The organism is Acinetobacter sp. TSRC1-2, assembly GCF_049895885.1.
Taxonomy (GTDB): Bacteria; Pseudomonadota; Gammaproteobacteria; order Pseudomonadales; family Moraxellaceae; genus Acinetobacter.
The window spans coordinates 592,565-614,409 of record NZ_JAFCTF010000001.1; the positions used below are offsets into that span (position 1 = coordinate 592,565).

At 40.9% G+C, this 21,845-nt stretch carries 16 protein-coding genes and 4 tRNA genes; 12 read left to right on the forward strand and 8 right to left on the reverse strand.

All coding sequences use genetic code 11. The features are described 5' to 3' along the window. Positions 1-191 precede the first annotated feature (191 nt). The gene (locus ACP69Y_RS02790; RefSeq protein WP_425915959.1) at positions 192-869 is read left to right on the forward strand and encodes a DUF1345 domain-containing protein; all 678 of its coding nucleotides are present in this window, start codon (positions 192-194) and stop codon (positions 867-869) included. 88 nt (positions 870-957) lie between these two features. Here the strand turns inward: ACP69Y_RS02790 and ACP69Y_RS02795 are convergent, their stop codons facing one another. Further along, entirely contained in the window at positions 958-1,815 is an 858-nt protein-coding gene (locus ACP69Y_RS02795; protein ID WP_425915961.1) for an alpha/beta fold hydrolase, read from the reverse strand. Between the two features lie 291 nt (positions 1,816-2,106). Continuing rightward, a complete protein-coding gene (locus ACP69Y_RS02800; protein ID WP_425915963.1) occupies positions 2,107-3,348 on the reverse strand; it encodes an OprD family outer membrane porin in 1,242 nt (413 codons plus the stop codon). 510 nt (positions 3,349-3,858) lie between these two features. Here ACP69Y_RS02800 and ACP69Y_RS02805 point away from each other — a divergent pair. From ACP69Y_RS02805 to ACP69Y_RS02815, 3 genes are read left to right on the forward strand one after another with little or no spacing between them, the layout of a single operon-like run. Further along, a complete protein-coding gene (locus ACP69Y_RS02805) occupies positions 3,859-5,493 on the forward strand; it encodes an arylsulfatase (RefSeq protein WP_425915965.1) in 1,635 nt (544 codons plus the stop codon). A 7-nt stretch (positions 5,494-5,500) separates the two neighbouring features. Next, positions 5,501-6,472, forward strand: coding sequence for a formylglycine-generating enzyme family protein (locus tag ACP69Y_RS02810; RefSeq protein ID WP_425915967.1), 972 nt, complete (start codon positions 5,501-5,503; stop codon positions 6,470-6,472). Positions 6,473-6,500: 28 nt separating this feature from the next. Further along, positions 6,501-7,694: an OprD family outer membrane porin gene (locus ACP69Y_RS02815; protein ID WP_425915969.1), complete on the forward strand. Its 1,194-nt coding sequence runs from the start codon at positions 6,501-6,503 to the stop codon at positions 7,692-7,694. 251 nt (positions 7,695-7,945) lie between these two features. Here ACP69Y_RS02815 and dmpG read toward each other — a convergent pair whose 3' ends face one another. Genes dmpG through mhpD form a run of 3 tightly spaced genes read right to left on the reverse strand, consistent with a single transcriptional unit; the run spans position 7,946 to position 10,727 of the window. Beyond that, the gene (gene dmpG / locus ACP69Y_RS02820) at positions 7,946-8,965 is read right to left on the reverse strand and encodes a 4-hydroxy-2-oxovalerate aldolase (RefSeq protein WP_425915971.1); all 1,020 of its coding nucleotides are present in this window, start codon (positions 8,963-8,965) and stop codon (positions 7,946-7,948) included. 10 nt (positions 8,966-8,975) lie between these two features. Continuing rightward, positions 8,976-9,890, reverse strand: coding sequence for an acetaldehyde dehydrogenase (acetylating) (locus ACP69Y_RS02825; protein WP_425915973.1), 915 nt, complete (start codon positions 9,888-9,890; stop codon positions 8,976-8,978). 39 nt (positions 9,891-9,929) lie between these two features. Beyond that, positions 9,930-10,727, reverse strand: a complete 798-nt coding sequence (gene mhpD / locus ACP69Y_RS02830) for a 2-keto-4-pentenoate hydratase (RefSeq protein ID WP_425915975.1) — start codon at positions 10,725-10,727, stop codon at positions 9,930-9,932. Between the two features lie 380 nt (positions 10,728-11,107). Here mhpD and ACP69Y_RS02835 point away from each other — a divergent pair, with 380 nt between their 5' ends. Then, entirely contained in the window at positions 11,108-11,560 is a 453-nt protein-coding gene (locus tag ACP69Y_RS02835; protein WP_425915977.1) for a hypothetical protein, read from the forward strand. 49 nt (positions 11,561-11,609) lie between these two features. Here the strand turns inward: ACP69Y_RS02835 and ACP69Y_RS02840 are convergent, their stop codons facing one another. Next, on the reverse strand, positions 11,610-12,278 hold the full coding sequence (locus tag ACP69Y_RS02840; protein ID WP_425915979.1) for an HAD-IA family hydrolase: 669 nt from the start codon (positions 12,276-12,278) through the stop codon (positions 11,610-11,612). A gap of 242 nt (positions 12,279-12,520) precedes the next feature. After that, positions 12,521-13,492: an RluA family pseudouridine synthase gene (locus ACP69Y_RS02845; protein WP_425915981.1), complete on the reverse strand. Its 972-nt coding sequence runs from the start codon at positions 13,490-13,492 to the stop codon at positions 12,521-12,523. Positions 13,493-14,247: 755 nt separating this feature from the next. Here ACP69Y_RS02845 and ACP69Y_RS02850 point away from each other — a divergent pair. The 6 genes from ACP69Y_RS02850 to ACP69Y_RS02875 all read left to right on the forward strand — a co-directional run bounded on the left by ACP69Y_RS02850 (position 14,248) and on the right by ACP69Y_RS02875 (position 20,554). Continuing rightward, entirely contained in the window at positions 14,248-17,724 is a 3,477-nt protein-coding gene (locus ACP69Y_RS02850) for an Rne/Rng family ribonuclease (protein WP_425915983.1), read from the forward strand. 173 nt (positions 17,725-17,897) lie between these two features. Then, positions 17,898-19,739, forward strand: coding sequence for a long-chain-acyl-CoA synthetase (locus ACP69Y_RS02855; protein WP_425915985.1), 1,842 nt, complete (start codon positions 17,898-17,900; stop codon positions 19,737-19,739). A gap of 192 nt (positions 19,740-19,931) precedes the next feature. Beyond that, a tRNA-Lys gene (locus ACP69Y_RS02860) sits at positions 19,932-20,007 on the forward strand. Positions 20,008-20,024: 17 nt separating this feature from the next. Beyond that, positions 20,025-20,100: transfer RNA gene (locus tag ACP69Y_RS02865), tRNA-Lys, on the forward strand. Between the two features lie 65 nt (positions 20,101-20,165). Beyond that, a tRNA-Lys gene (locus ACP69Y_RS02870) sits at positions 20,166-20,241 on the forward strand. A 237-nt stretch (positions 20,242-20,478) separates the two neighbouring features. Then, positions 20,479-20,554 (forward strand) — tRNA-Lys (locus ACP69Y_RS02875). Positions 20,555-20,622: 68 nt separating this feature from the next. On the opposite strand, the gene ACP69Y_RS02880 is transcribed toward ACP69Y_RS02875, so the two are convergent. Then, positions 20,623-21,348: a hypothetical protein gene (locus ACP69Y_RS02880; protein WP_425915987.1), complete on the reverse strand. Its 726-nt coding sequence runs from the start codon at positions 21,346-21,348 to the stop codon at positions 20,623-20,625. 206 nt (positions 21,349-21,554) lie between these two features. Between ACP69Y_RS02880 and ACP69Y_RS02885 the strand changes: the two genes are divergently transcribed. Then, positions 21,555-21,821 (forward strand): PspC domain-containing protein, encoded by a 267-nt coding sequence (locus ACP69Y_RS02885; protein WP_425915989.1) that lies wholly within the window; start codon positions 21,555-21,557, stop codon positions 21,819-21,821. The last annotated feature ends 24 nt before the right edge of the window (positions 21,822-21,845 follow it).

The window sequence follows — 21,845 nt, forward strand, 5'->3', positions numbered from 1 at the left end:
CTATACTAGACTGAAGTCTAATAAAAAATCACTATTTTAAAAGTAATCTTGATAGGAAATAACGTATGACTTTTATTTATCCTATTTATAAAAATATCTTATAATCAAAAAATTACAACTTAAGTCTAATAAGCTGATCACAATCTTTTTAAAATATTTATAAAAAATAAAGAACACTATAGGGGAAGATTATGCAAATACACCCGCTGCATCGAATAAAAACAGGTGTCCGATCCCACCCCTATTTCTTTTTTACCTTTCCTGCAATCGCTATTTTCTATTATTTCTTAGATTGGTTGACACACTGGGGTTGGTCTACCTGTCTTTTAATCAGTTGGAATATCGCGATTTATAGCTATTTACTCTTAACTCTGAAGAACTTATGGCGTACAGAACATGAAAATATTTTACAGCGTGCACAACAACAAGATGCCAGTAAATGGCTGATTTTACTGCTGGTAGTCCTGACTTTGATCATGTGTTTCATTGCCATCGTTATTGAAATTAATCATTTACCCCCAGATGCCACCATTCGGACGGGACACTTAACCTTATCCGTTCTTACCCTTGTTTCTGCATGGTTTTTTATGCATACCATTTTTGCCATTCATTATACCCATGACTTTTATCTGGCATTAGAAAAACATACAGATGGCGGACTGGATTTTCCCAAGACACCATGCCCCACTTACCCAGATTTTATTTATTTCAGCTATGTGGTCGGAACCTCAGCGCAAACCGCAGATGTATCCATCACTTCACGCTCTATGCGGGTATTAAATACCTTGCACCTTCTGTTGGCCTATGGATTCAATACCACTATTCTGGCGATCAGTATCAATGTTGCGGCTAACTTTATTAGCACTTAATTATTGGCACTTAATTATAAGTCCTTAATTAAAGGCATAAAAAAGGATGACCTCAGTCATCCTTTTTCATTGTATTCATACAGCGCGATTAAACACCACGAGCTGTTAAATAGTTTTTGATCACAGTATTAAATTCTTCAGATTTTTCAACTTGAGACCAGTGACCACATTGGCTGAAAATGTGCGCATCAGCATGCGGAACTATGTTCAAGATATCCCATGAACGAGAAACAGGAATTACCACGTCTTGTACGCCATGAATTAAAAGTACAGGAACTTTGATTTCTTTCATTTTTTCGAAATCAAGCGGGAATTCGAAACGGTCACGGTCACGTGCGCCAACAACGTCCATCAGACGGTCAGAAGCATAATCGTTTTTCGCAGAATCAAAACGTACTTTCACCAATTCATCAGTGATCAAGTCTTTGTTTACTACGAACATAGAAAGGGTTTTCTTGATCCCTTCTTCGGTAAGCACCGGGTTTGCATGCGCTTTCAGTGCAGCAGTCTGTTTTGCACCGCCCGTACCCATAGACACGATACCCAAAACACGTTCAGGGTAATCCAGTGCCATCTGGAAAGCTAACCAGCCACCCAAGGAGTTACCCACAACCCAGGTCTTTTCGATACCTAAAGCATCTAAAGTACGGACTGCGTGATCCACCCAAGCGCGGATACCGTAAGCAGTGTTTGGCGCAACCACACTTTGACCATAACCAATCGTGTCGATGGCGATACAACGTGCTTGCTCACCAATTTGTGGCAAGTTTAACCACCAGTTTGCAGCAGCAGATACGCCTGTACCTGAACCGTGTAAAAATAGAATAGGTGTACCTTCACCAATTTCGTGGTAATGCGTCAACTCGCCTTCAGCGGTTTCAATCCATTTGTCTTCTAAGCCAAAGAATGGATCTGTTTGATAGTCAGGGATTTGAACAGTGCTCATATTGATTCCTCTTACAGTCTTTAGCTTGCGTGTCCCTCTATTACAAGAATTCGACGTCAAGTTGACTCATTAAAATGACTTTTTACATCTTTATATTAACCGTTCAGCCTCAGCAAACTGATACAAATTTACGATCAAACCCTATAAAAAAACGATTATTTATGTCTTTGTTTTTATTTAATTAAAATAAAACCATACTCCTAATTTGCTTAAGGTATTTCAAGCCAAAATATTCTGAGCGTAAAAAAAGAGCGCCTGATCAACAGGCGCTCTTTTTTTTGATTCAATGATTTAGAACTTATAAGTATAGGTTGTGGCTACACGATACTCTTTAAGGTCAGATTTATAATCGAAGTCAGCATCGATATACATCGCCTGGAAGCCTAAACCTTTCAACTGACCTTCAGGCACTGTGTAGTTCACGATTAAATTAAGCTCGTCCGAATCCTGATTTTTTTTGCCATTTGCTTCAGCATCAAAGCCCATCATGTAGACCGCAGTAGCATTCAAGCCTTTTGCACCCAATTCAGAGAAGTCATAACCATAGCTTAAGCCCACTGATTTTTCATCAATCGCAGTGAAAGTTGCTACACCCCAGTTAACTAAATAAGGCTGTGGCACCCAGCCGCCCAATGTTGGGAAAGCACTGTCACCAAACATTTGCTGATAACCCAAACCTACGGTGTGGGCGCCGTAATTAACTTTTGCACCTGCAGATAATGCCTGGTTATCAATTCGGCCATACAGTTTGTTGCCTGAATCCGAGTTATCAAAGTAACGGATATGGCTATCTAATTTTGCCTTTTCACCTAATGTGGTTTTGTAATTTGCACCGACATAATGCTGCTGGTAGATATCTTTTACATCTGCATACCAATAGCTTGTACCTATCTCTTTATTGAATTGATGATCTACACCTGCAATATACATACCATCCGCTGCCGCACCATTATCATATGCAGGCGGAGCAAATTTGGTTAAATCACGGAACTGATTGTCATAACGGTTGTTAATGCCATCAATATACGCAAGCGTTAACTTGGTATCTTTAATGTCTTTAGATTCCAACCATGCACCGCTAAAAGTAGTCAGCAACTGACGCGATGGATCGAAGACCAATACTGGAGATACCGGTAATAATTCACCCACTTTTAGTTCAGTTTGTGAAACTTTGGCTTTTAAAGTTGCACCCACTTTACCGAAGTTGTCTTTGGACTCTTTACCGTCATGCGGCAACACGAAGTCCGGATTTTTATCACGGCCATTCAATTTAAATGCGTGCTGTACCAAAAGGTCTGCACCCACTTGAATGCCAGCGCCAATATCCTGATAACCGGATTTTGCATCCAGGGTAATGCCTTGTGACCATGAACCCCAGTTTCTGTCTGGTGTTTCTGCAATCTGGCGATCAAGATAGAAATTTTTGAATTTTAATTGGACTTGGCTATCGTCGATAAATTCTGCATTCGTTGCAGTTGTACTTAATGCTAGAGTCGCAGCACAGATGGCTTTCCATAAAGTTTGACGACGCATGGCTTATTCCCAGTGATCAAATTAAGCTATAACGCCATCATGCTAAACAATGCAGTCAAAAAAAATCAGACCAGAGTATTAAGGAGTAACTTATATAACTTTATTTTTCTTTTCTTTGATATTTAATTCTAAATTTTAATATGTTTTAACAATAAGTATTTTTTATTCCCCACACTAAACCTTATTTAATATATTGTTTATTAAGTTTTTTTATAAAACAAATAGATAAATATTGATTTATTAAGTGTTTTTTTATTTAAGTAACTCAATAAGATCTTAAATCTATAAGTTATATTTATAATAAAATACCTAATAACTTAACTCGGTTAAAAAATTAATACATAAATAGTATGACTTAATATTTAAAATATATTAATTATCACAAATCACCTACTCAAAAACAACATATATATTTGATTTATATAAAAATAACTCTTCGTCTAATATAGATTAACCTTAAACCATTTACACTACTCTAATAGTTGTAAATCATAATCAAGGATGAGTGAAATGAAATTCAACAAATTGGCCTTAATTACATCATTATTAGTTTCTACTCAGCTCTTCGCTCAAAAGCCGAATGTGGTCATCATTCTGGCAGATGATTTGGGATATTCTGATCTAGGTTCATTTGGTAGTGAAATCAAGACTCCCAATATTGATAGTCTTGCTCATCAAGGAACTCGCTTTACCAATTACCACACCCCTAGCACGTGTTCTCCCACGCGTTCCGAGTTGATGTCGGGTACAGATCATCATCAAGCTGGATTGGGTGCAATGGCGGAGACTATGCGGGCAGACGCAGGACGATTTGATTTAACCCCTCGTCCACAGTTTTTAGGTAAACCTGGTTATGAAGGTTATTTAAATACTCGCTCAATGACCTTGCCTCAAGTATTAAAAGACAATGGTTATAAAACACTTATGGCAGGTAAATGGCATCTTGGTTATACCCCCGAGACCAATCCGGCAAGTAGAGGTTTTGATTTTTCTTATGCATTATTAAATGGTGCAGACTCACATTTCAAAACACTTCCTGATGGTATAGAACGTAAAACCATTTACACTGAAAATGGTCAGAAAGTCGAATTACCAGATGATTTTTATTCAACAGATTTCTTTACTCAAAAAGTTATTGAATATATTGGTAATAATAAGAAGCCAAGCCAACCTTTCTTTGCCTATGTTGCTCTCACCGCCCCACATTGGCCACTTCAAGTACCGACAAATTATTTGAATATTTATAAGGGCCACTATGATCAGGGTTACGATGCAATTAAACAAAAGCGTCTAGAGAAAATGCTGAAGCTAAAGCTGATTAATTCTACAAAAACAGCCAATGTCGTTAGTAAAGAACTTGCTCCAATGAATTTAGATACGTGGAACAATCTAACAGCTGAACAGAAAAAAATCGAAGCGCGTAAAATGGAAATTTATGCGGCACAGATTAAAAATATGGATGACAATGTCGGGAAACTGATTAAACATCTGAAAAAGATTAAGCAATACGACAATACTCTGTTTATTTTTATGTCAGATAATGGCGCAGAAGGGTTCTACCGCCCACTTCCTGGTTATGACAATAGTTATAATAATTTAGGTAAAACTAAATCTTATGAACTTATTGGCCCGCGTTGGACTGAAGTTAGCAGTGCACCATTTTCACTTTGGAAAGGAACTGCAGCTGAAGGCGGCGTCAGTGCACCTGCGATTGTTAAACTTCCAAATAGCACCACAGCTAAAATTAGTAATAGCTTTGTCAATGTAAAAGATGTTTTCCCCACTGTTCTTGAAGTTACCCAATCCTCATTAAAGCCCGCTTACCTGGATCCTAGCAAGTTCAACCAGCTTTCGGGTAAATCGTGGATCAGTTACCTCAAGGGTAAAACCAATTCTGTATATGGCGAAAACTTTATCTATGCAGATGAATTGCATGGCGATGCCTATGTGCGTAACAAAAGATGGAAACTCACGCGTACCATTACCAAAAACCTGAGTGGTCCGGACTGGAAGTTATATGATCTAGAAAATGATCGTACAGAAACGACTGACCTAAGTAAAAAACACCCGGAAATTGTAAAACAGCTCCAGCAAGAATATGTGAAATATACTCAACGTGTAGGTGTACAGGATTTCGCGGAGTAATATACCCATGTCAAATTTGATGAAAGGGGGTTGTCTGGTATTGCTTGTGTTCAGCCTCGCAGGATGCAACTCTTCGAAATCTGAGCAATCTACAGAAATTGTCACTTTGGGAAGTGTCAATCAATGTAAGCAATATTCAGGCTTGCCTGCGCTTTGGGGAAAATCCAAAACATCCGGTATGGTTGAAATTCCGGCAGGTGAAATTGTTTTTGGTTCACACACAGGTTATGAAGATGAACGCCCTTTCTATCAAAACAAACTCAAAGTAAATGCTTTCTGGGCAGATCAAACAGAAGTTACTGTTGCCCAGTTTAAAAGTTTTGTAGATGCAACTGGCTATATTACCGATGCTGAAAAACAAGGTGGCGCAGCTGTTTTCATCAAGCCCCAAACAGATAATGTTGCCATGATGTCCTGGTGGGAATTCTTGAAAAATGTTTCATGGAAAAACATTAATGAGAAATCCCCTGCTCTGAATGAGCCAGTTCGTTATGTGACTTATAATGATGCGTTGGCATATGCAACATGGCTTGGTCGCGATCTGCCTACCGAATTAGAAAATGAATACCTATCCAAAGGGTTCAGTGATCAGGAAGATATCGGCCCAAAATCGCATGGAAAAATTACCGCCAATTACTGGCAGGGTGAATTTCCTTATTCCAACTCTAATCAAGATGGATTTAAAGATATAGCACCTGTCGGCTGTTTTGAAGCCAATCCTTTTGGTCTACATGACATGATTGGAAATGTTTGGGAATGGACAAATTCTGCTTACAAAGGCCCCCACTCTGATATGCATATGGGCAATCCACAAATGACACGTAACCGCACAGAACAGATCATGACGATGACCATAAAAGGCGGTTCTTATTTATGTGCAGATAATTATTGTGCACGTTATAGGGCAGCTGCCCGACACCCGCAAGAATTTGATCTTGCCACTTCTCATGTTGGATTCAGAACCATACTCCGGAAATAAACTTTAAATTTACAAGGATTGATTTTTAATGAAAAAATTTATTTTTTCAGGGTTACTTTTGTGCCTAGGAAATGCACATGCAGTAGAAGACCTGAAGATAAGTAATACAGTGACTTTAAAAAATCTGTATGCAGAGCGGGATTATAGTCAGAGTGATGCAGACCTAGGCAGTTGGACACAAGGGCTGATTTATCGAGGAAAATTTAGCTATAAACTGAATGAGGATTGGAATGTCGCGTTAAATCCTTCTTTTCAATATGCCTACCGACTGAGTAATGATAAAGGCCTTGCAGATACTATTTTGCCTTTTGATCCAATCGCCCAAGAGCAAAAACAACATCAGCACAAACAAGGTATTAATTTTGAGGCTTCATTTCAAAATCATACTCTAAGTTATGGTGAACAATGGATTAACAACCCAATGCTGGTGGTAGATCCATCTCGACAATTACTCCCATCATTTCATGGTGCGGTGTATACAGGGAAATTTAAGGATACAACCGTTTCAGCAGGTTTAATTGATAAATATTCACGTCGTAGTGCTGAACATTTCAAAAAAATTAGTGTAAAAAATATTGAATCTGATGGTTTAACTTATTTAGACATTCAGCATGCAATATCGCCTAATTTAAAATTACATGTGTTCAATGGTTATCTGGAAAACCTTTATAATCAAAGTATGCTGGGATTAGATTATAAATGGCAATTTTTTGATACAAAAATGCAAACCAACCTGCGTTACTTTAATAACACAGATATTGGAGAGGCAAAACTAGGTTCATTAGACAGCAACAACTTTGGCATTATCAACTATGCAGAAGTACTGCCAAAATTGAAAGTAGGTATCGGCTACCAAAAAATATTTGGCGACAATGATTATCCTTTAATTGATGGTCCTATTCCTGTACTTGATTTTATTAACTGGACTCAAGGTTCGTTCATTAAAAAAGATGAAGAATCATATCATCTAACTTTGAGTTATGATTTTGAGGCATTCATACCCGGTTTAAAATTAGACACCAAATATATTCACGGTGAAAACTTTAAAACCCAAGGCAAAGACGACAATGAAACAGAATTTAACTATCGTTTTGGCTATACCATTAACGACGGCCTGTTCCAAGGTTTAAGTTTTTCATGGCTCAATATTGATTATAAATCCAAGTATGGTCGAGATTATAACGAGAATCGTGTCTATACCATGTATACCTTTAAATTTTAAAATCCATGATAAAAAAACAGCTGAATTATTCAGCTGTTTTACACGCTAGATACTCAGAATAAAATACAGTAAAGATAAATCTAGCGCTCCTCTCTATAAAGCAATTAGCAAAACAATTCAGTACTATTGATGAAATTACATTCAAATACTAAACAATCATTTGATTATATTAAATAATTTCTTCTTAAATTATTTAAAATTAAAAAAGCACCCATATTCGGGTGCTTTTTCTTTTTAACTTAATACTTTAATTAAGCTTGAAGCTCTTTTGCTTTGGACATGGTTAAAGCCAAGTCTTCAATCATGTCTTCCTGACCGCCTACCGTACCACGGCGACCCAATTCCATCAGAATTTCACGCGCGGAAACACCATATTTCGCTTCAGCACGTTTAGCAAACAACAGGAATGAAGAATAGACACCTGCATAACCTAAAGTTGCTGCATCACGGTCGGCACGAATCGGTTGCTGCATCATTGGAACAATCAATTCTTCAGCAATATCCTGAACTTTAAACAAGTCTACACCTGTTTCCATTTGCATACGGTTAGCAACCGCAACAAACAATTCAAGTGGTGTATTACCTGCGCCTGCGCCTAAACCAGCAGAAGCCAAATCGACACGCGTTGCACCGGCTTGAACTGCTGAAACAGAGTTGGCAACGCCCATACCCAAGTTATGGTGACCGTGGAAACCGATTTCGATCTCTGAAGCCAAGTTGGCACGTAAAATACCCACGCGGTCAGTCACATCATTCGGTAACATATAGCCGGCAGAATCCGTCACATAAATACAGTTTGCACCGTAAGACACCATCTTTTTCGCTTCTTCAAGAAGATGCTCAGGTGATGCCATGTGTGCCATCATCAGGAAGCCCACAGTGTCCATGCCAAGTTTGCGCGCAGCAGTAATGTGCTGTTCAGAAACGTCAGCTTCTGTAGAGTGTGTTGCAACACGAATCGTTGCTACACCTACATCATGTGCCATTTTTAAGTGGTCAACCGTACCAATACCCGGAATTAAAAGTGCAGATACTTTTGCTTGTTTAAGCTTTGGAATCACCGCAGTTAAATATTCTTCATCCGTTGCAGCTGCAAAACCGTAGTTCACAGAGTTTCCGCCTAAGCCGTCACCATGTGTTACTTCGATTAAAGGTACACCCGCATCATCAAGTGCAGTTGCAATCGCAACCATTTGCTCTGGTGTAGTTTGATGGCGCATTGGGTGCATACCATCACGTAACGTCATATCATTAATAATAATTTTTGACATGGTCTGCTCCTTAAGCTTCTGCTTCAGCTTGCGCTGCTTGGTTAGCGATGAGACGTTCTGCAAACATTTCTGCAGTACGTGCAGCAGCTGCAGTCATAATATCCAGGTTACCAGCATATTTAGGCAAGTAATCACCCAAACCTTCCACTTCCAAGAATATCGAAACACGGTTGCCATCAAAGACTGGACCATTTACAAGTTTGTAACCTGGTACATATTTTTGAACTTCCTTGATCATGGCATGCACAGATTCTGTGATTGCAGCTTGATCAGGTTCGCCTTCAACAAGACAGTGAACCGTGTCACGCATCATGAGTGGTGGCTCAGCAGGGTTGATAATGATGATGGCTTTACCTTGTTTCGCGCCCCCTACTTGCTCAATTGCACCCGCAGTGGTACGTGTAAATTCATCAATGTTTTTACGTGTACCTGGACCCACTGATTTCGTTGATACAGTGGCAATAATTTCACCATAGTTCACAGCTTGAACACGTGAAATCGCTGCCACCATAGGAATGGTTGCCTGACCGCCACATGTCACCATGTTTACATTAGGTAATTCGCCTTGTTCAAGCAGAGCTTCCAGATTGACCGGTGGTACGCAGAATGGACCAATCGCCGCAGGCGTCAAGTCAATCATTTGTACGCCAAGCTCATTCAACTTGCGGCTGTTTTCAGCATGGACATAAGCAGACGTTGCATCAAACGCAATTTGAATATTGTCTGCTAAAACGTGCGGAAGTAAACCGTCCACGCCCTCAGCAGTGGTTTTAATGCCCATTTTCGCAGCACGTGCCAAACCTTCCGATGTCGGGTCAATCCCGACCATCCAAACTGGCTCTAACCATTCGCTACGTTGAAGCTTGTAAAGCAAGTCAGTCCCAATGTTTCCAGGACCGATCAATGCACATTTAATCTTTTTCATGAATGTGTACTCTCAAAAATTCCGTGTTTAGCTCAATGCTTATTCAGCTGCAAACGCTGCTGTCACTGAACCAAAGCCTTCAATTTCAACTTTAAATTCATCACCTGGGTTTGCAACCACCATAGGACCCAATGCACCGGTCAATACGATGTCACCTGCCAATAGTGGACGACCACGACGAACCATTTCATCCGCCAGCCAAACCGCAGCATTCAGTGGATTTGCAAGGCAGGCCTTACCTACACCTTGAGAGACCACTTCATCACCACGGGTCATGGTCATTTTGCAGTTCACCAAATCCAGGTTTTCAAGTTTCACAGGACGTGAACCTAAAACAAAGGCAGCTGAAGAGGCATTATCGGCAACGGTATCAATCAAGGAAATTTTCCAGTTTTCGATACGGCTATCCACCACTTCTACCGCTGGCAAGGCATATTCAGTCGCACTGATAATGTCAGCGTAGGTATGATGTTCTTTTGTAAGATCTTTATTGATGATTAATGCAATTTCTGCTTCAACTTTAGGCTGAATCAATAGACCTGCCGGGATTGCTTCGCCATCACCATAAGACATGTCTGCAAACAGCATACCGAAGTCAGGCTGATCTACACCGAGTTGGGCTTGTACAACTTTTGAAGTCAAACCGATTTTTCGGCCGACTAAACGACGTCCTTCGCTTAGGGCACGTTGGGTATTTAACTCTTGAACTGCGTAAGCAATATCTACATCCGCACTTTCACCACCCAATTGTGGGCGAACCGGTGCAATCGCAGTTTTAGATAATTCAGCGCTACGTAATGCTTGGGCAACTGATTCAACAACAGCAGAATTCGACATCAATGTTTCCTTAAACTGCAAAAAATTGGACCTATACCGTTATCGATGGAAATGGAATGAACAATCAGAAAAACTCTATGCAAATGATCAAACCCATCAGCAAATGGGTGCTGCCCATCTTGGCAAACGTGTATATGTATAAACTGATTTAGAATCTGAAAAATGCGCTTTTTATGCCAATACTTATTTTATTTTTTACAATAGCTATAACCTATAAATGGCATTCTATTTTTTTGAGTGAAAAAAAGCAGTTAGCTTAGATATTTCATGATATCCGAATAATCAGCTCTGCAATAGATACTATTCATTTTAACAATCAATCACTTCTACGACTAAAAGATGAGAGCAATTCGACCTTTTAGATAAGAAAGACAAATTTATTGTTGAATAGTGATGATATTTATAAGCAATTAAAAAAAGGAATTAAAATATTGGTACTGAAAACCAAGATACTTTTATTAACGGTTTTACTCACCACCTTATGCAGTACAATATTTGCACAAAATTATCAAAATCAACTTAAAAACAAATATCTAATTTTAAATGGTGCAAGTTGCACGGGACTAAAATTCAATGCCCAAGCGACCGCTGCTGCCTGGCAAAACGAAATAGAATATAGTCGTGACGACTACAACACAGATTTCTGGCGTATTACTTGGATTACACCAGACATTTTTATGCTGACTGAGGTCATTCGTCCCAATGAAATTTCACCGCCACGTAATGATCTTTATAAAATTATGAGTATTCAAAATAAAATAGTGAATGTCGTCAATTACTGGACCGGTTGGGTTAACCACAACCCTGATGTACAAAAATTTAGAATTGAATAAGTATAAAAAAGAGTGACTTGAAATCACCCTTTTTAACATCACATGTATCTTAAACGGCCTGTTTTAAATTCACCTGATTTAATAACAGCTGATGCAGACTTGCGACATCCTCGGCAATGGCCAGCGGATTAAACTGCGCCAGCGTCTCAGGTGTATGCACCCCATAACTGACCCCAATACGCGGCATGGCAATATTTTGTGCCATTTCCAAGTCATAGGAGGTATCACCGACCATAATCGCATTTTCAGCATTCACGCCAGTAATGTGCAAAATCTCTGCAAGCATCAGTGGATCAGGTTTAGATTTGGTTTCGCTAGCCGCACGGGTCACCACAAAAAGCTCCTGACTTTGAGTTTGATTTAACACCCGGTCCAAACCTTTACGACTTTTGCCGGTCGCAACCGCAAGTTTTACACCCTGCTGTTTTAGATCATTCAACAATTCCGCCACGCCATCAAACCAGGCATCACCTTTCGAATTTTCGACATAGTGATCTGAATAGCATTGCAAAATATCAGGGTGTAATTCAGGCACATCTGGAAACAAGACTTGCGCGACTTCAGGCAGACCTAAACCAATAATGCTTTTCGCAGCTTCATCTGTTAAAGGCTGTTCATATTCTTGAGCAGCGAATTGCAGGCTTTCTACAATCTGACCGACTGAATCAAATAAAGTACCATCCCAATCAAAGATAATAAGTTCTAAAGTTTTTTTCATGAATTAATCCAATATTTGATTCAACGCAAAACATAGCATTTGCCTTTCATTCTCCCGGCCCTCCTCTCTACAAACGAAAGAAAAGGAAAAATTTCTTTAGAGAAAATTCAAAACAAATATTTGCTAGGCGATGGCGACACCAATGTCGCCTTATGCATATCCTTTTCACATCCCAAATTCTTTAATCTCTCTTGAGTAACGGAGCTATTCATCGAATACTCCCCGCTGCTGAGAAAAGAAATTCAGTCTTGGTCACGATCCGTTAAAACCGGTTCTTTGTCTTTCTTCTGTGCACGTAATTGTGCCACCAGACTCTGCATATCTTCAGGCAATGGCGCTTCAATGGTTTCATAACCCGGAATTTCCAGGCGCAGTGCATGCAAGCATAAACGACGTGCTTTCGGACCTTTGTAGGCAGTTTCATGACCATATTTTTCATCACCAATTAAAGGATGACCAATACTTAAACCATGCACACGAATCTGATGGGTACGACCTGAAAGCGGCGATGCATATACAAGCGTTGCATGCATAAAGCGCTCAGCTACATTCCACTGCGTTTTCGATTCTTTACCTTCTTTGGATACGCATACACGACGCTCGCCATTGGCAAGCTCATAACGGTGTAAAGGTGCATCAATCAGTTGACGATCGATCACGACATTGCCTTTCACAATTGCAGCATAGGTTTTTTTAATTTTGTGTTCACGCAGTAAATCTTGCAGGGTTTTTAAGGTACTGCGTTTTTTACTGATCATCACCAGGCCGGAAGTATCACGGTCAATACGATGGATCAGTTCAAGATATTTCTTACCGGTTGCTGCGCGCAAGCCTTCAATCAGACCATAGGCCACGCCACTACCACCGTGCACGGCAATCCCAGAAGGCTTATTTACCACCATTAAACCTTCATCTTCATAAATCACACGGCTGAGCAGGCTTTGAGCCACTTTGTCCGATACCGGTGCAGGTGTTTCATCTTTAGGCTCATAACGAATTGGCGCAACGCGAATTTGGTCACCAATCGCTAGTTTGGTTTCCGCTTTGATACGCTTTTTATTAACCCGAACTTGCCCTTCACGCATCAAACGATAAATACGACTTTTAGGTACACCTTTAAGTCTTGAAAATAAAAAATTATCGATGCGTTGGCCTGATTGATGCTCGTCCACTTCAAACCAAGTGACACTTTGCCATTCTTGCGTAGAATTCATACAGTTACTATGACCCAAAAAAATACTAAAATTGATTAAAAACTGATCACTTAGGCTATGCTTTACACAAGAAACATAAGCTTAACCCATAGGCAGATGATGCAAGGTTTGATATAGTCAGCGCACGGATACCACCGTTAGTGTGAAAAAATTTAATTCCTTCAATATTTTTGAAGCTCAAAATTAAATTTCACAATTCACATTAAATACGGAAAGGTCCCTAAAGAATATGCCGACGCCGAAGGCTTATTATATCGGCAAAAAAGCAAACTGTTGCGTTTAATTGTACTTCGGTACATAAATCAGTTTGCCCTAAAAAATATGTCGCCAACTTAAAGTTGGTTTTAAACGTAAACTGATACACATCAGATTAGTCGCACCCTGAAGTCGCATTCAGGCTATAACGTTGATGCATTGGATCTGCACATAAAGCAAAGATACGATGATAATTCCGTATCAAGACGCTCTATCTTAATGAAGGGATGATCTTCAAGCTACGTGACAGTGAAAGTTACTCACATCTAATGCACCGTTTGTCCGCCAGTGAATCGTTCAGGTGACTTTAATCGTTTAAAGATTGAAGCCGTATTGGTCATCATCAATACATGAATCAAAAACCGAAGCCCAAAAAAAGGCCGGTAAAAAAGCTCAGACCACAAGCGTTTATTTGAGATCTGGGTATTGATCCGTAATGTGTGATGTTCGCTACGTGAATAGCGATGTTTTGCTGTGTATCACTATTAGGTGTTACACCCATGAAACGTATGTTGATTAATGCAACACATGCCGAAGAGATTCGCGTTGCACTTGTCACTGGTCAGCGTCTTTACGATTTTGATTTAGAAAATCGTACCCGTGAACAGAAAAAATCTAATATCTATAAAGGTCACGTGACTCGCGTTGAACCTTCTCTAGAAGCTGTTTTTGTTGAGTATGGTGCAGGTCGTCAAGGCTTCCTGTCTATGCGTGAAATCGCAAACTCATACTACAAGGCAGACCCTCGCCAAACTTCAAATATCCGCGAATTGATCACTGAAGGCACCGAACTTCTGGTTCAGGTGGAAAAAGAAGAACGTGGCAATAAAGGTGCTGCCCTTTCTACCTTTATCTCGCTTGCCGGTCGTTATTTGGTGCTTATGCCAAATAACCCTAAAGGTGGCGGTATCAGTCGTCAAATTTCAGGCTCAGTTCGTGAAGAATTGAAAGAAATGTTGTCGTCGCTGAATATTCCGCGTGGTATGAGCGTGATTGTTCGTACTGCAGGTATTGGTCGTTCGCAAGAAGAATTGCAACTTGACTTGCAACACTTGATGGATCTTTGGGCACAAATCCAAACCACAGCAAGTTCTGGTCCATCACCAATGCTGGTGCATCAGGAAGCTGGCGTGGTCACTCGTGCCATTCGTGACTATTTACGTGACGATGTTGCAGAAATCTTAATTGACTCTGAACAAGCCTACACCGAAGCCTACAACTTCGTGAAAGCCGTGATGCCACGTCAGTTAGAAAAACTTAAAACTTATACTTTAAATGAGCCTTTATTTGCTCATTTTGCAATTGAAAGCCAAATTCAAACTGCTTATGAACGTGAAGTAAAACTTCCTTCTGGCGGTTCAATCGTGATCGACCAAACTGAAGCTTTAGTGTCGATTGACATTAACTCGGCTAAATCAACACGTGGTCACGATGTTGAAGATACAGCGCTAAATACCAACTTGGAAGCGGCGGAAGAAATTGCACGTCAACTGCGTTTACGTGATATCGGTGGTTTAGTAGTGATCGATTTCATCGACATGACCAAAGACCGCAATCAACGTATGGTTGAAGCAAAACTTCGTGAAGCAACCCAAAGCGACCGTGCCCGGATCCAATTCGGTCAATTGTCACGTTTTGGCTTAATGGAAATGAGCCGTCAACGCTTACGTCCATCGCTTGAAGAAGCAACCGGTTATGTTTGCCCACGCTGTCATGGTACCGGTATGGTGCGTGACTTACGTTCTTTATCGCTTTCGATTATGCGTAAAGTGGAAGAAATTGCACTGCGTGAACGTCATGGTGAAGTTCAGGTTGAAGTACCTGTTGAAATTGCAGCATTCTTATTGAATGAAAAGCGTCATACTTTGGTGTATTTAGAACAAACTTCAAATGTACGTGTAACCGTGTTGCCTCATCCGCACTTGGAAACGCCGCATTACGAAATCACTTATAATGCTGAAGGTTTTGCCCCAACCAGCTATGAACGTACTGAAGCAACACGTTCAAGTGAAAAGGAGCTGGGTTACGAATCTTCTGAATGGCATTTGGAAGGCGAACAACAAGCTCAAGCTGCTGCGCAAGCATCTGTTCAACAACAAAGCAAAAACCAAAACAACAAGCAACCACGTCGTTTACAACCAGCGGCTCAAGAAGTACAGCAACCACAGCCAATTCAAGTTGCGCCTGTTGCTCAAGCTTCAGCAAGTCCATGTGCATGGTTAGAAAACCTGTTTGTACAAAAGCAGGCCAAAACTGTTGATCAAGCCCGTACTGCAAACAATGCGGCGGCGGCGATTGAACAAATGGTGAATGGCGGTGCAGTAAGCCGTGGTCAATTCGGTCAGGTTGTAACATCTGCATCTGCTCAGAGTGCACCACCTGTTGCAACTACAAACAACAATGCTTACTTATCGCCAACTGCGCCTGTAACACCAAAACAGGAACAGGATGAAGTTGCGGACAAATATTCTGATAGAGAAGAAAAAGCGCAACGTCACAATAAAAAGCGTAATAAGCCTAAAGAGCAACGTGAACAAGTTCAGCACGACAATCAACAAAATCAAGTGCATGAGGAAATTGCTCAAGTTCCTCGTCATGAGCAGCGCCAAGAAGCACGTCATGAGCAGCGCCAAGAAACACGTCAAGAACAGCGTCCAGAACCACGTCAAGATCAGCGCCAAGACCAACGTGACAACAAGCGCCCGACTCGACGTCAACACGTTGAACAACAGGCTTCTGAAACTCAAACAGAGCAAAATGCTGTTCCACGTCGTGACCGCAATAGCCCGCAACGTCCAAACCGCCCAAATCGTCATCGCGATCAAAACGTATTGAACGAACAAGCTGCTCCTCAGCAAGCAATTGCTGCGCCTGCAATTAACGAACAACAGCCTAAAGTCGAAGTGATTGATACACCTCGTCAGGATGTTATTCCAACTGCATTGGTGGTTAATGTAGATCAGGCGAAAAGTGAAATTGTTGCGTTAAATACAACAGCAGCTGTTGTTGAAGCACCAATCGTTCAAGCTGCACCTGTCGCTGTTGCAGAAACCAAAGCGCCTGTAATCGAGAAACCAGTCGTTGCGAAGGAAGAAAAACCTGCAACAACCACTGAAACTCGCGAGCCACACCAACCGCGTTCTGCTGACAAACGTGCGAGCAACGATCCGCGTATGCATCGTCGCCAAAAGCGTGAAGCACAGGCAAAACAGACTCAAGCTCCAAAATTGAATCCATCTCAGGTTCCAACTTTGGGTCAATATACAGTGGGCAGCCTCATTCGCCATGTTTATGGTGAAGACTGTTCAGTGCTGATTGAGCAATTTGGTTTAATCCCAACCTTCAACCGTGCATTGGTGAAATTCACCGAGCAATATGCGGCGACTATGGCATCTCAGGCAACTGAAGCGGAAGCACCAGCACAGCCGGTTACCCGTGATGTTGCTGTAACCAAAGCTGCTCCTGAGGCTGAACCTGCACCCGTGCTGGACTTAACACCACCTCCTGCTGTTTCGGATAACCGTGTTGCTAATGATCCACGTGAACGTCGTCGTTTGGCAAAACTTGCCGCGGAACAAGCTTTAGAGCAAGCTAAGCAAGCACATAGCGAACCTGAAGCCACCAAGGAAGTGGTTGAAACAACCCCTGCTGAAGTTGTTCCGGCTACAGAACCAGAAACTGTGATCGAAGAAGCGCCAGTGACTGAAACGCCTGAAGTCGTCATAGCTCCAGAAGTGGTTGCTGAACCGATCAAGGAAGCTGAAGCTGTTCAAGCTCCCCGTGCTGAAAAGCCAGTAAAGCCAAAACCGGTTCAATCTGAATTATCGGTAGAAAGTGCTCAAAATGCACCAGAACAAGCTGAGCCAAAAGCTGATGTAGACAACCCGGATGCGGATGATGACGCTGACAAACCTGTCCGTCCCCGTCGTCCTCGTGGTCGTCCACCGAAGAAAGCAACTCCTGCAAATGAGTCATAATTAGCTCTAATGCAACGAATAAAAAAAACCTAGTCATTTCGGTGACTAGGTTTTTTTTGTTATTTTTGTCAAATTAGGTTGATTGCACTAGGATTAAACGATTAAAAAGACACCTGTACAGATAGTCGCAAACAAATAGACATATTGGATTATGAAAAATAAATAGGATTCTTATGAACCACACCCCACAGAGCGATCTTATTGGTATTGCTGATGTCGCAGCGAAATTACCTAAATTTATGAGCAAAGTCCCTCACCTATTGAGTGGTCTAAAGCAAGCCTATTTACGCACATCCGACACCCCTACAGGATTAGGTATTGCCTTTGAAAAAGCCGTCAAGCGCAATCCCCACGGGACAGCCTTATTATTTGAAGATCAAAAATTCAGTTATCAAGAGCTGAATGAATGGGCCAACCAGATCGGGCACTTTTATCTGTCTCTGGGCGCTTGTAAAGGCGATGTCATTGCGGTGATGGTGGAAAACCGTCCGGAACTGGTAGCGACTGTAGTTGCTTTGGCGAAAATTGGCGTGACTTCAGCCCTAGTCAATACATCGCAAACCGGTAAGGCACTAACACATAGCATTAACCTGGTAAAACCCATTGCAGTCATTGTCGGTGAAGAATGCCGTCATGCTGTAGAAGAAGTACGTCAAGACTTAGCGCTTGCAGCAGATCGTTTTCACTGGTTTGCTGATCAAGCCACTCAAAGTGATGCAGGTCACGCCCCGAAAGGCTGGGCGAATCTCGCAGATAAAATTGATAGCTTTCCCAAATTCAATACGCCAACCACGCACACTATTCAAGGTAAAGATGGCTTATTTTACATCTATACCTCGGGTACGACAGGTCTACCTAAAGCAGTCATTTTCACGCATAGCCGCTGGACTTTGGCCTATGGCACCTATGGACATGTGTTAAACCTGAATAAAGATGATGTCATGTACGTCACCTTACCGCTGTATCATGCCACAGGCATCGTGGTCTGCTGGTGTGGTGTCATTGCCGGCAGTGCAACACTGGCCTTACGACGCAGATACTCCACTTCTTCTTTCTGGAAAGATGTCCAAAAATTTGATGTCTCGGCAATTGGTTATGTGGGTGAATTATGCCGCTATCTCATGGATGCTCCGGTTTCTGAACTTGAACACGGTCATCGTGTCAAAAAAATGATCGGCAATGGCATGCGTCCGAATATCTGGGACAAATTCAAGCAACGTTTTGGGGTCGAAGAAATTCTTGAACTCTATGCTTCAAGCGAAGGTAATGTCGGTTTCAGTAACGTGTTTAACTTTGACAACACTGTTGGTTTCTCCCCTACCCCTTATGCCATTGTTGAGTTTGATAAAGAAACCAATGCACCGGTAAAAGATGCCAAAGGCTGGTGCAAGAAGGTCAAAAAAGGCGAAGTCGGATTATTGATTGGCAAGATTACCCGCCGTTCACCTTTTGATGGCTACACCGACCCGGAAAAGAATAAATCAGTCATCATGAAAAATGTATTTAAACATGGCGATTCATACTTCAATACGGGCGATCTGGTACGCGATATTGGCTTCCGTCATGCTCAATTTGTAGACCGTTTAGGCGACACTTTTCGCTGGAAAGGTGAAAATGTATCGACCACAGAAGTAGAAAATACTGTTAGTGAATATGAAAAAATTGCTGAAGCTGTGGTTTACGGAGTAGAAATCCCAAACACCAATGGTCGTGCAGGTATGGCGGCAATTACACTGGCAGATGGTGCAGAATTAACAGCGCAAGATTTAAAGCAAATGGCAACTGAGTTTAAAAAATGCTTGCCTGCTTATGCTGTTCCTGTGTTCTTACGTGTTCAAGCGCAGGTGGAGACCACAGGGACTTTTAAATACCAAAAGAACAAGCTAAAAGAACAGGCTTTTGATCCCAATAAAACAGACGAGCGCTTGCTGATTTTACTGCCGAATGCCACGGAATATTGTGATTTAACGGCAGAAATATTCAACAATATCCAAGCTTATCAATACCGTTTCTAACTCAAAACGTATGTTTTTTGACTAGATACAGCAAATTTGTTGCATTTATAATCAAACATCAACAAGTTTGCTAATTTTTACTTGCGCTCGTTTAATAACTTGCTACAATACGCCCATCAAAACGAAGTGGTGTTGAGAGAATTCCTTATTTTCTTACACTGTGCATGCAGGCAATGCTTGAATGTTGGTTTCGGGCCGTTAGCTCAGTTGGTAGAGCAGTGGACTTTTAATCCATTGGTCCCGCGTTCGAGTCGCGGACGGCCCACCACTTATTTTGATTATCTTGGGCCGTTAGCTCAGTTGGTAGAGCAGTGGACTTTTAATCCATTGGTCCCGCGTTCGAGTCGCGGACGGCCCACCAAGATTCTAAAGAGCTTCTCTACCGGGAAGCTTTTTTTACTTCTCAGATATTTTCTCTGAAAATATGGGCCGTTAGCTCAGTTGGTAGAGCAGTGGACTTTTAATCCATTGGTCCCGCGTTCGAGTCGCGGACGGCCCACCATATCTTCCTTAAGGCTTCTTTCTGTACTAAAATATCTGTACTACAATAGAAACGAAACCTGCAAATATTCCGACCAAGACAAACCATACCATTTCGGTAGATTCGCCATTCTCGAAATTTTGCTACACCGATGTTGCAAAACACAGTGCTTTAATGCATCTTTAAAAAATCTTCGATTTTTTCTTGCACTCGGGTGAACCCTTAAAGCGATGCTTTAAGTTCACTAATCCTCGTTCAGGGTTGTTAGCTCAGTTGGTAGAGCAGTAGACTCTTAATCTATTGGTCGAGGGTTCGAGCCCCTCACAACCCACCAAATTTATGCTTCACCTATCATGTTAAACATAAAACATCGGTACATTAAATCAAAATATTGTCACTTTTCTATTTCGAATTAGATGAATCTCTCACCAGCTCATATGCTCTAGAAGGTTTAGGATAACCCTGTTCAAATATTTTTTTGTTTTTACCATTATTAATTTTTTCTAGATCCATAACTAAATGGTTTTGATCTTTGATCTGATAATAAATATCCACCCCCTCCTTGCGATGTACAATCAATTCTGCTTCTGCCTGGTTAACTGACCAGCTATCACGGCGATAATTTGCATTGCTAAATTCAGTCGTTTTTTCAGTAAAAATTTTTCCATATTGCACAATACTGCGATGTACTGACCCATCTTCACTTAAATTAAGAATATATTCAGCAGTCCCCTCAGTGCAGGGCATAAAACCATCATTGCACAGAATTTTGGCATGATAACGCCCAATAAAAGGCTTTTCATAAGCTTGAATGGATGAGGTCTTAGTTTCAGTGTCTTCTGGAATAGTTGCGCGGCCTGCAACTTGAGTGAGTGTGTTTGCTTGCTCGATTTCTTTCAACTTCTGTGCTTCATTAGAGGGTGGATGAATGCCTTTGGATTCTTGTCTAAAATCACATGCACTTACTCCTCCTAGCCCGATGAGAATCAAACTCCAGCGCAAATAAAATCCCAAATGTGCAACTAAAAACACCGACCGCTCCTTTTGAACAATGTGTGAACTCATTTCATAAATAAAAAAATATGATTTAAAACCCAGATGAAACTTAAATATTAATTTTTCAATCATGTATTTAGTTGATTTTTTAATTGAAAAAAATCAAACTTTCACGCTAATTTCATTTTATGGCCCACTCTGGCAATAACAAATGTCCAGTTACACAACTTAACTATTTTCTAATCGGCATCACTTTAAAAAAAAATTTACATCACCATTTCTAAACTATAGGTGAGTTGATTTAACTTCACACCTTTTCTAATTTTAAGGAGACCTAGATGGCCAATGTTGGTTTATATCGCTCTAACCGACAAAACATGATTGCAGGTATAATGGGTGGTATTGCTGAACGATTTGGTTGGAATGCAAATTTGCTCCGCATTATATTTGTAATTGTTTCCATCATGAGCGCGGCATTTCCAGGAATTTTAGTCTATTTGGTTTTGTGGTTAATTATGCCTAAAAAACAGTTTCAAATAGATCCTGCCCAAGGCTATCAGAATCCGGTTCGTACCGTAAATCAAGACTCTAATCCATACCGTTAATATTTTAAATTTTGATATTTTACC

Bases quoted from the DNA above. Each gene is read 5' to 3' on its own strand.
- ACP69Y_RS02825 (WP_425915973.1), bottom strand. From the start codon at position 9,890: ATGAAAAAGATTAAATGTGCATTGATCGGTCCTGGAAACATTGGGACT.
- ACP69Y_RS02845 (WP_425915981.1), bottom strand. From the start codon at position 13,492: ATGAATTCTACGCAAGAATGGCAAAGTGTCACTTGGTTTGAAGTGGAC.
- ACP69Y_RS02880 (WP_425915987.1), bottom strand. From the start codon at position 21,348: ATGATTGAAAAATTAATATTTAAGTTTCATCTGGGTTTTAAATCATAT.
- ACP69Y_RS02850 (WP_425915983.1), top strand. From the start codon at position 14,248: ATGAAACGTATGTTGATTAATGCAACACATGCCGAAGAGATTCGCGTT.
- mhpD (WP_425915975.1), bottom strand. From the start codon at position 10,727: ATGTCGAATTCTGCTGTTGTTGAATCAGTTGCCCAAGCATTACGTAGC.
- ACP69Y_RS02800 (WP_425915963.1), bottom strand. From the start codon at position 3,348: ATGCGTCGTCAAACTTTATGGAAAGCCATCTGTGCTGCGACTCTAGCA.
- ACP69Y_RS02815 (WP_425915969.1), top strand. From the start codon at position 6,501: ATGAAAAAATTTATTTTTTCAGGGTTACTTTTGTGCCTAGGAAATGCA.
- ACP69Y_RS02840 (WP_425915979.1), bottom strand. From the start codon at position 12,278: ATGAAAAAAACTTTAGAACTTATTATCTTTGATTGGGATGGTACTTTA.
- ACP69Y_RS02805 (WP_425915965.1), top strand. From the start codon at position 3,859: ATGAAATTCAACAAATTGGCCTTAATTACATCATTATTAGTTTCTACT.
- ACP69Y_RS02810 (WP_425915967.1), top strand. From the start codon at position 5,501: ATGTCAAATTTGATGAAAGGGGGTTGTCTGGTATTGCTTGTGTTCAGC.
- ACP69Y_RS02790 (WP_425915959.1), top strand. From the start codon at position 192: ATGCAAATACACCCGCTGCATCGAATAAAAACAGGTGTCCGATCCCAC.
- dmpG (WP_425915971.1), bottom strand. From the start codon at position 8,965: ATGTCAAAAATTATTATTAATGATATGACGTTACGTGATGGTATGCAC.
- ACP69Y_RS02795 (WP_425915961.1), bottom strand. From the start codon at position 1,815: ATGAGCACTGTTCAAATCCCTGACTATCAAACAGATCCATTCTTTGGC.
- ACP69Y_RS02855 (WP_425915985.1), top strand. From the start codon at position 17,898: ATGAACCACACCCCACAGAGCGATCTTATTGGTATTGCTGATGTCGCA.
- ACP69Y_RS02885 (WP_425915989.1), top strand. From the start codon at position 21,555: ATGGCCAATGTTGGTTTATATCGCTCTAACCGACAAAACATGATTGCA.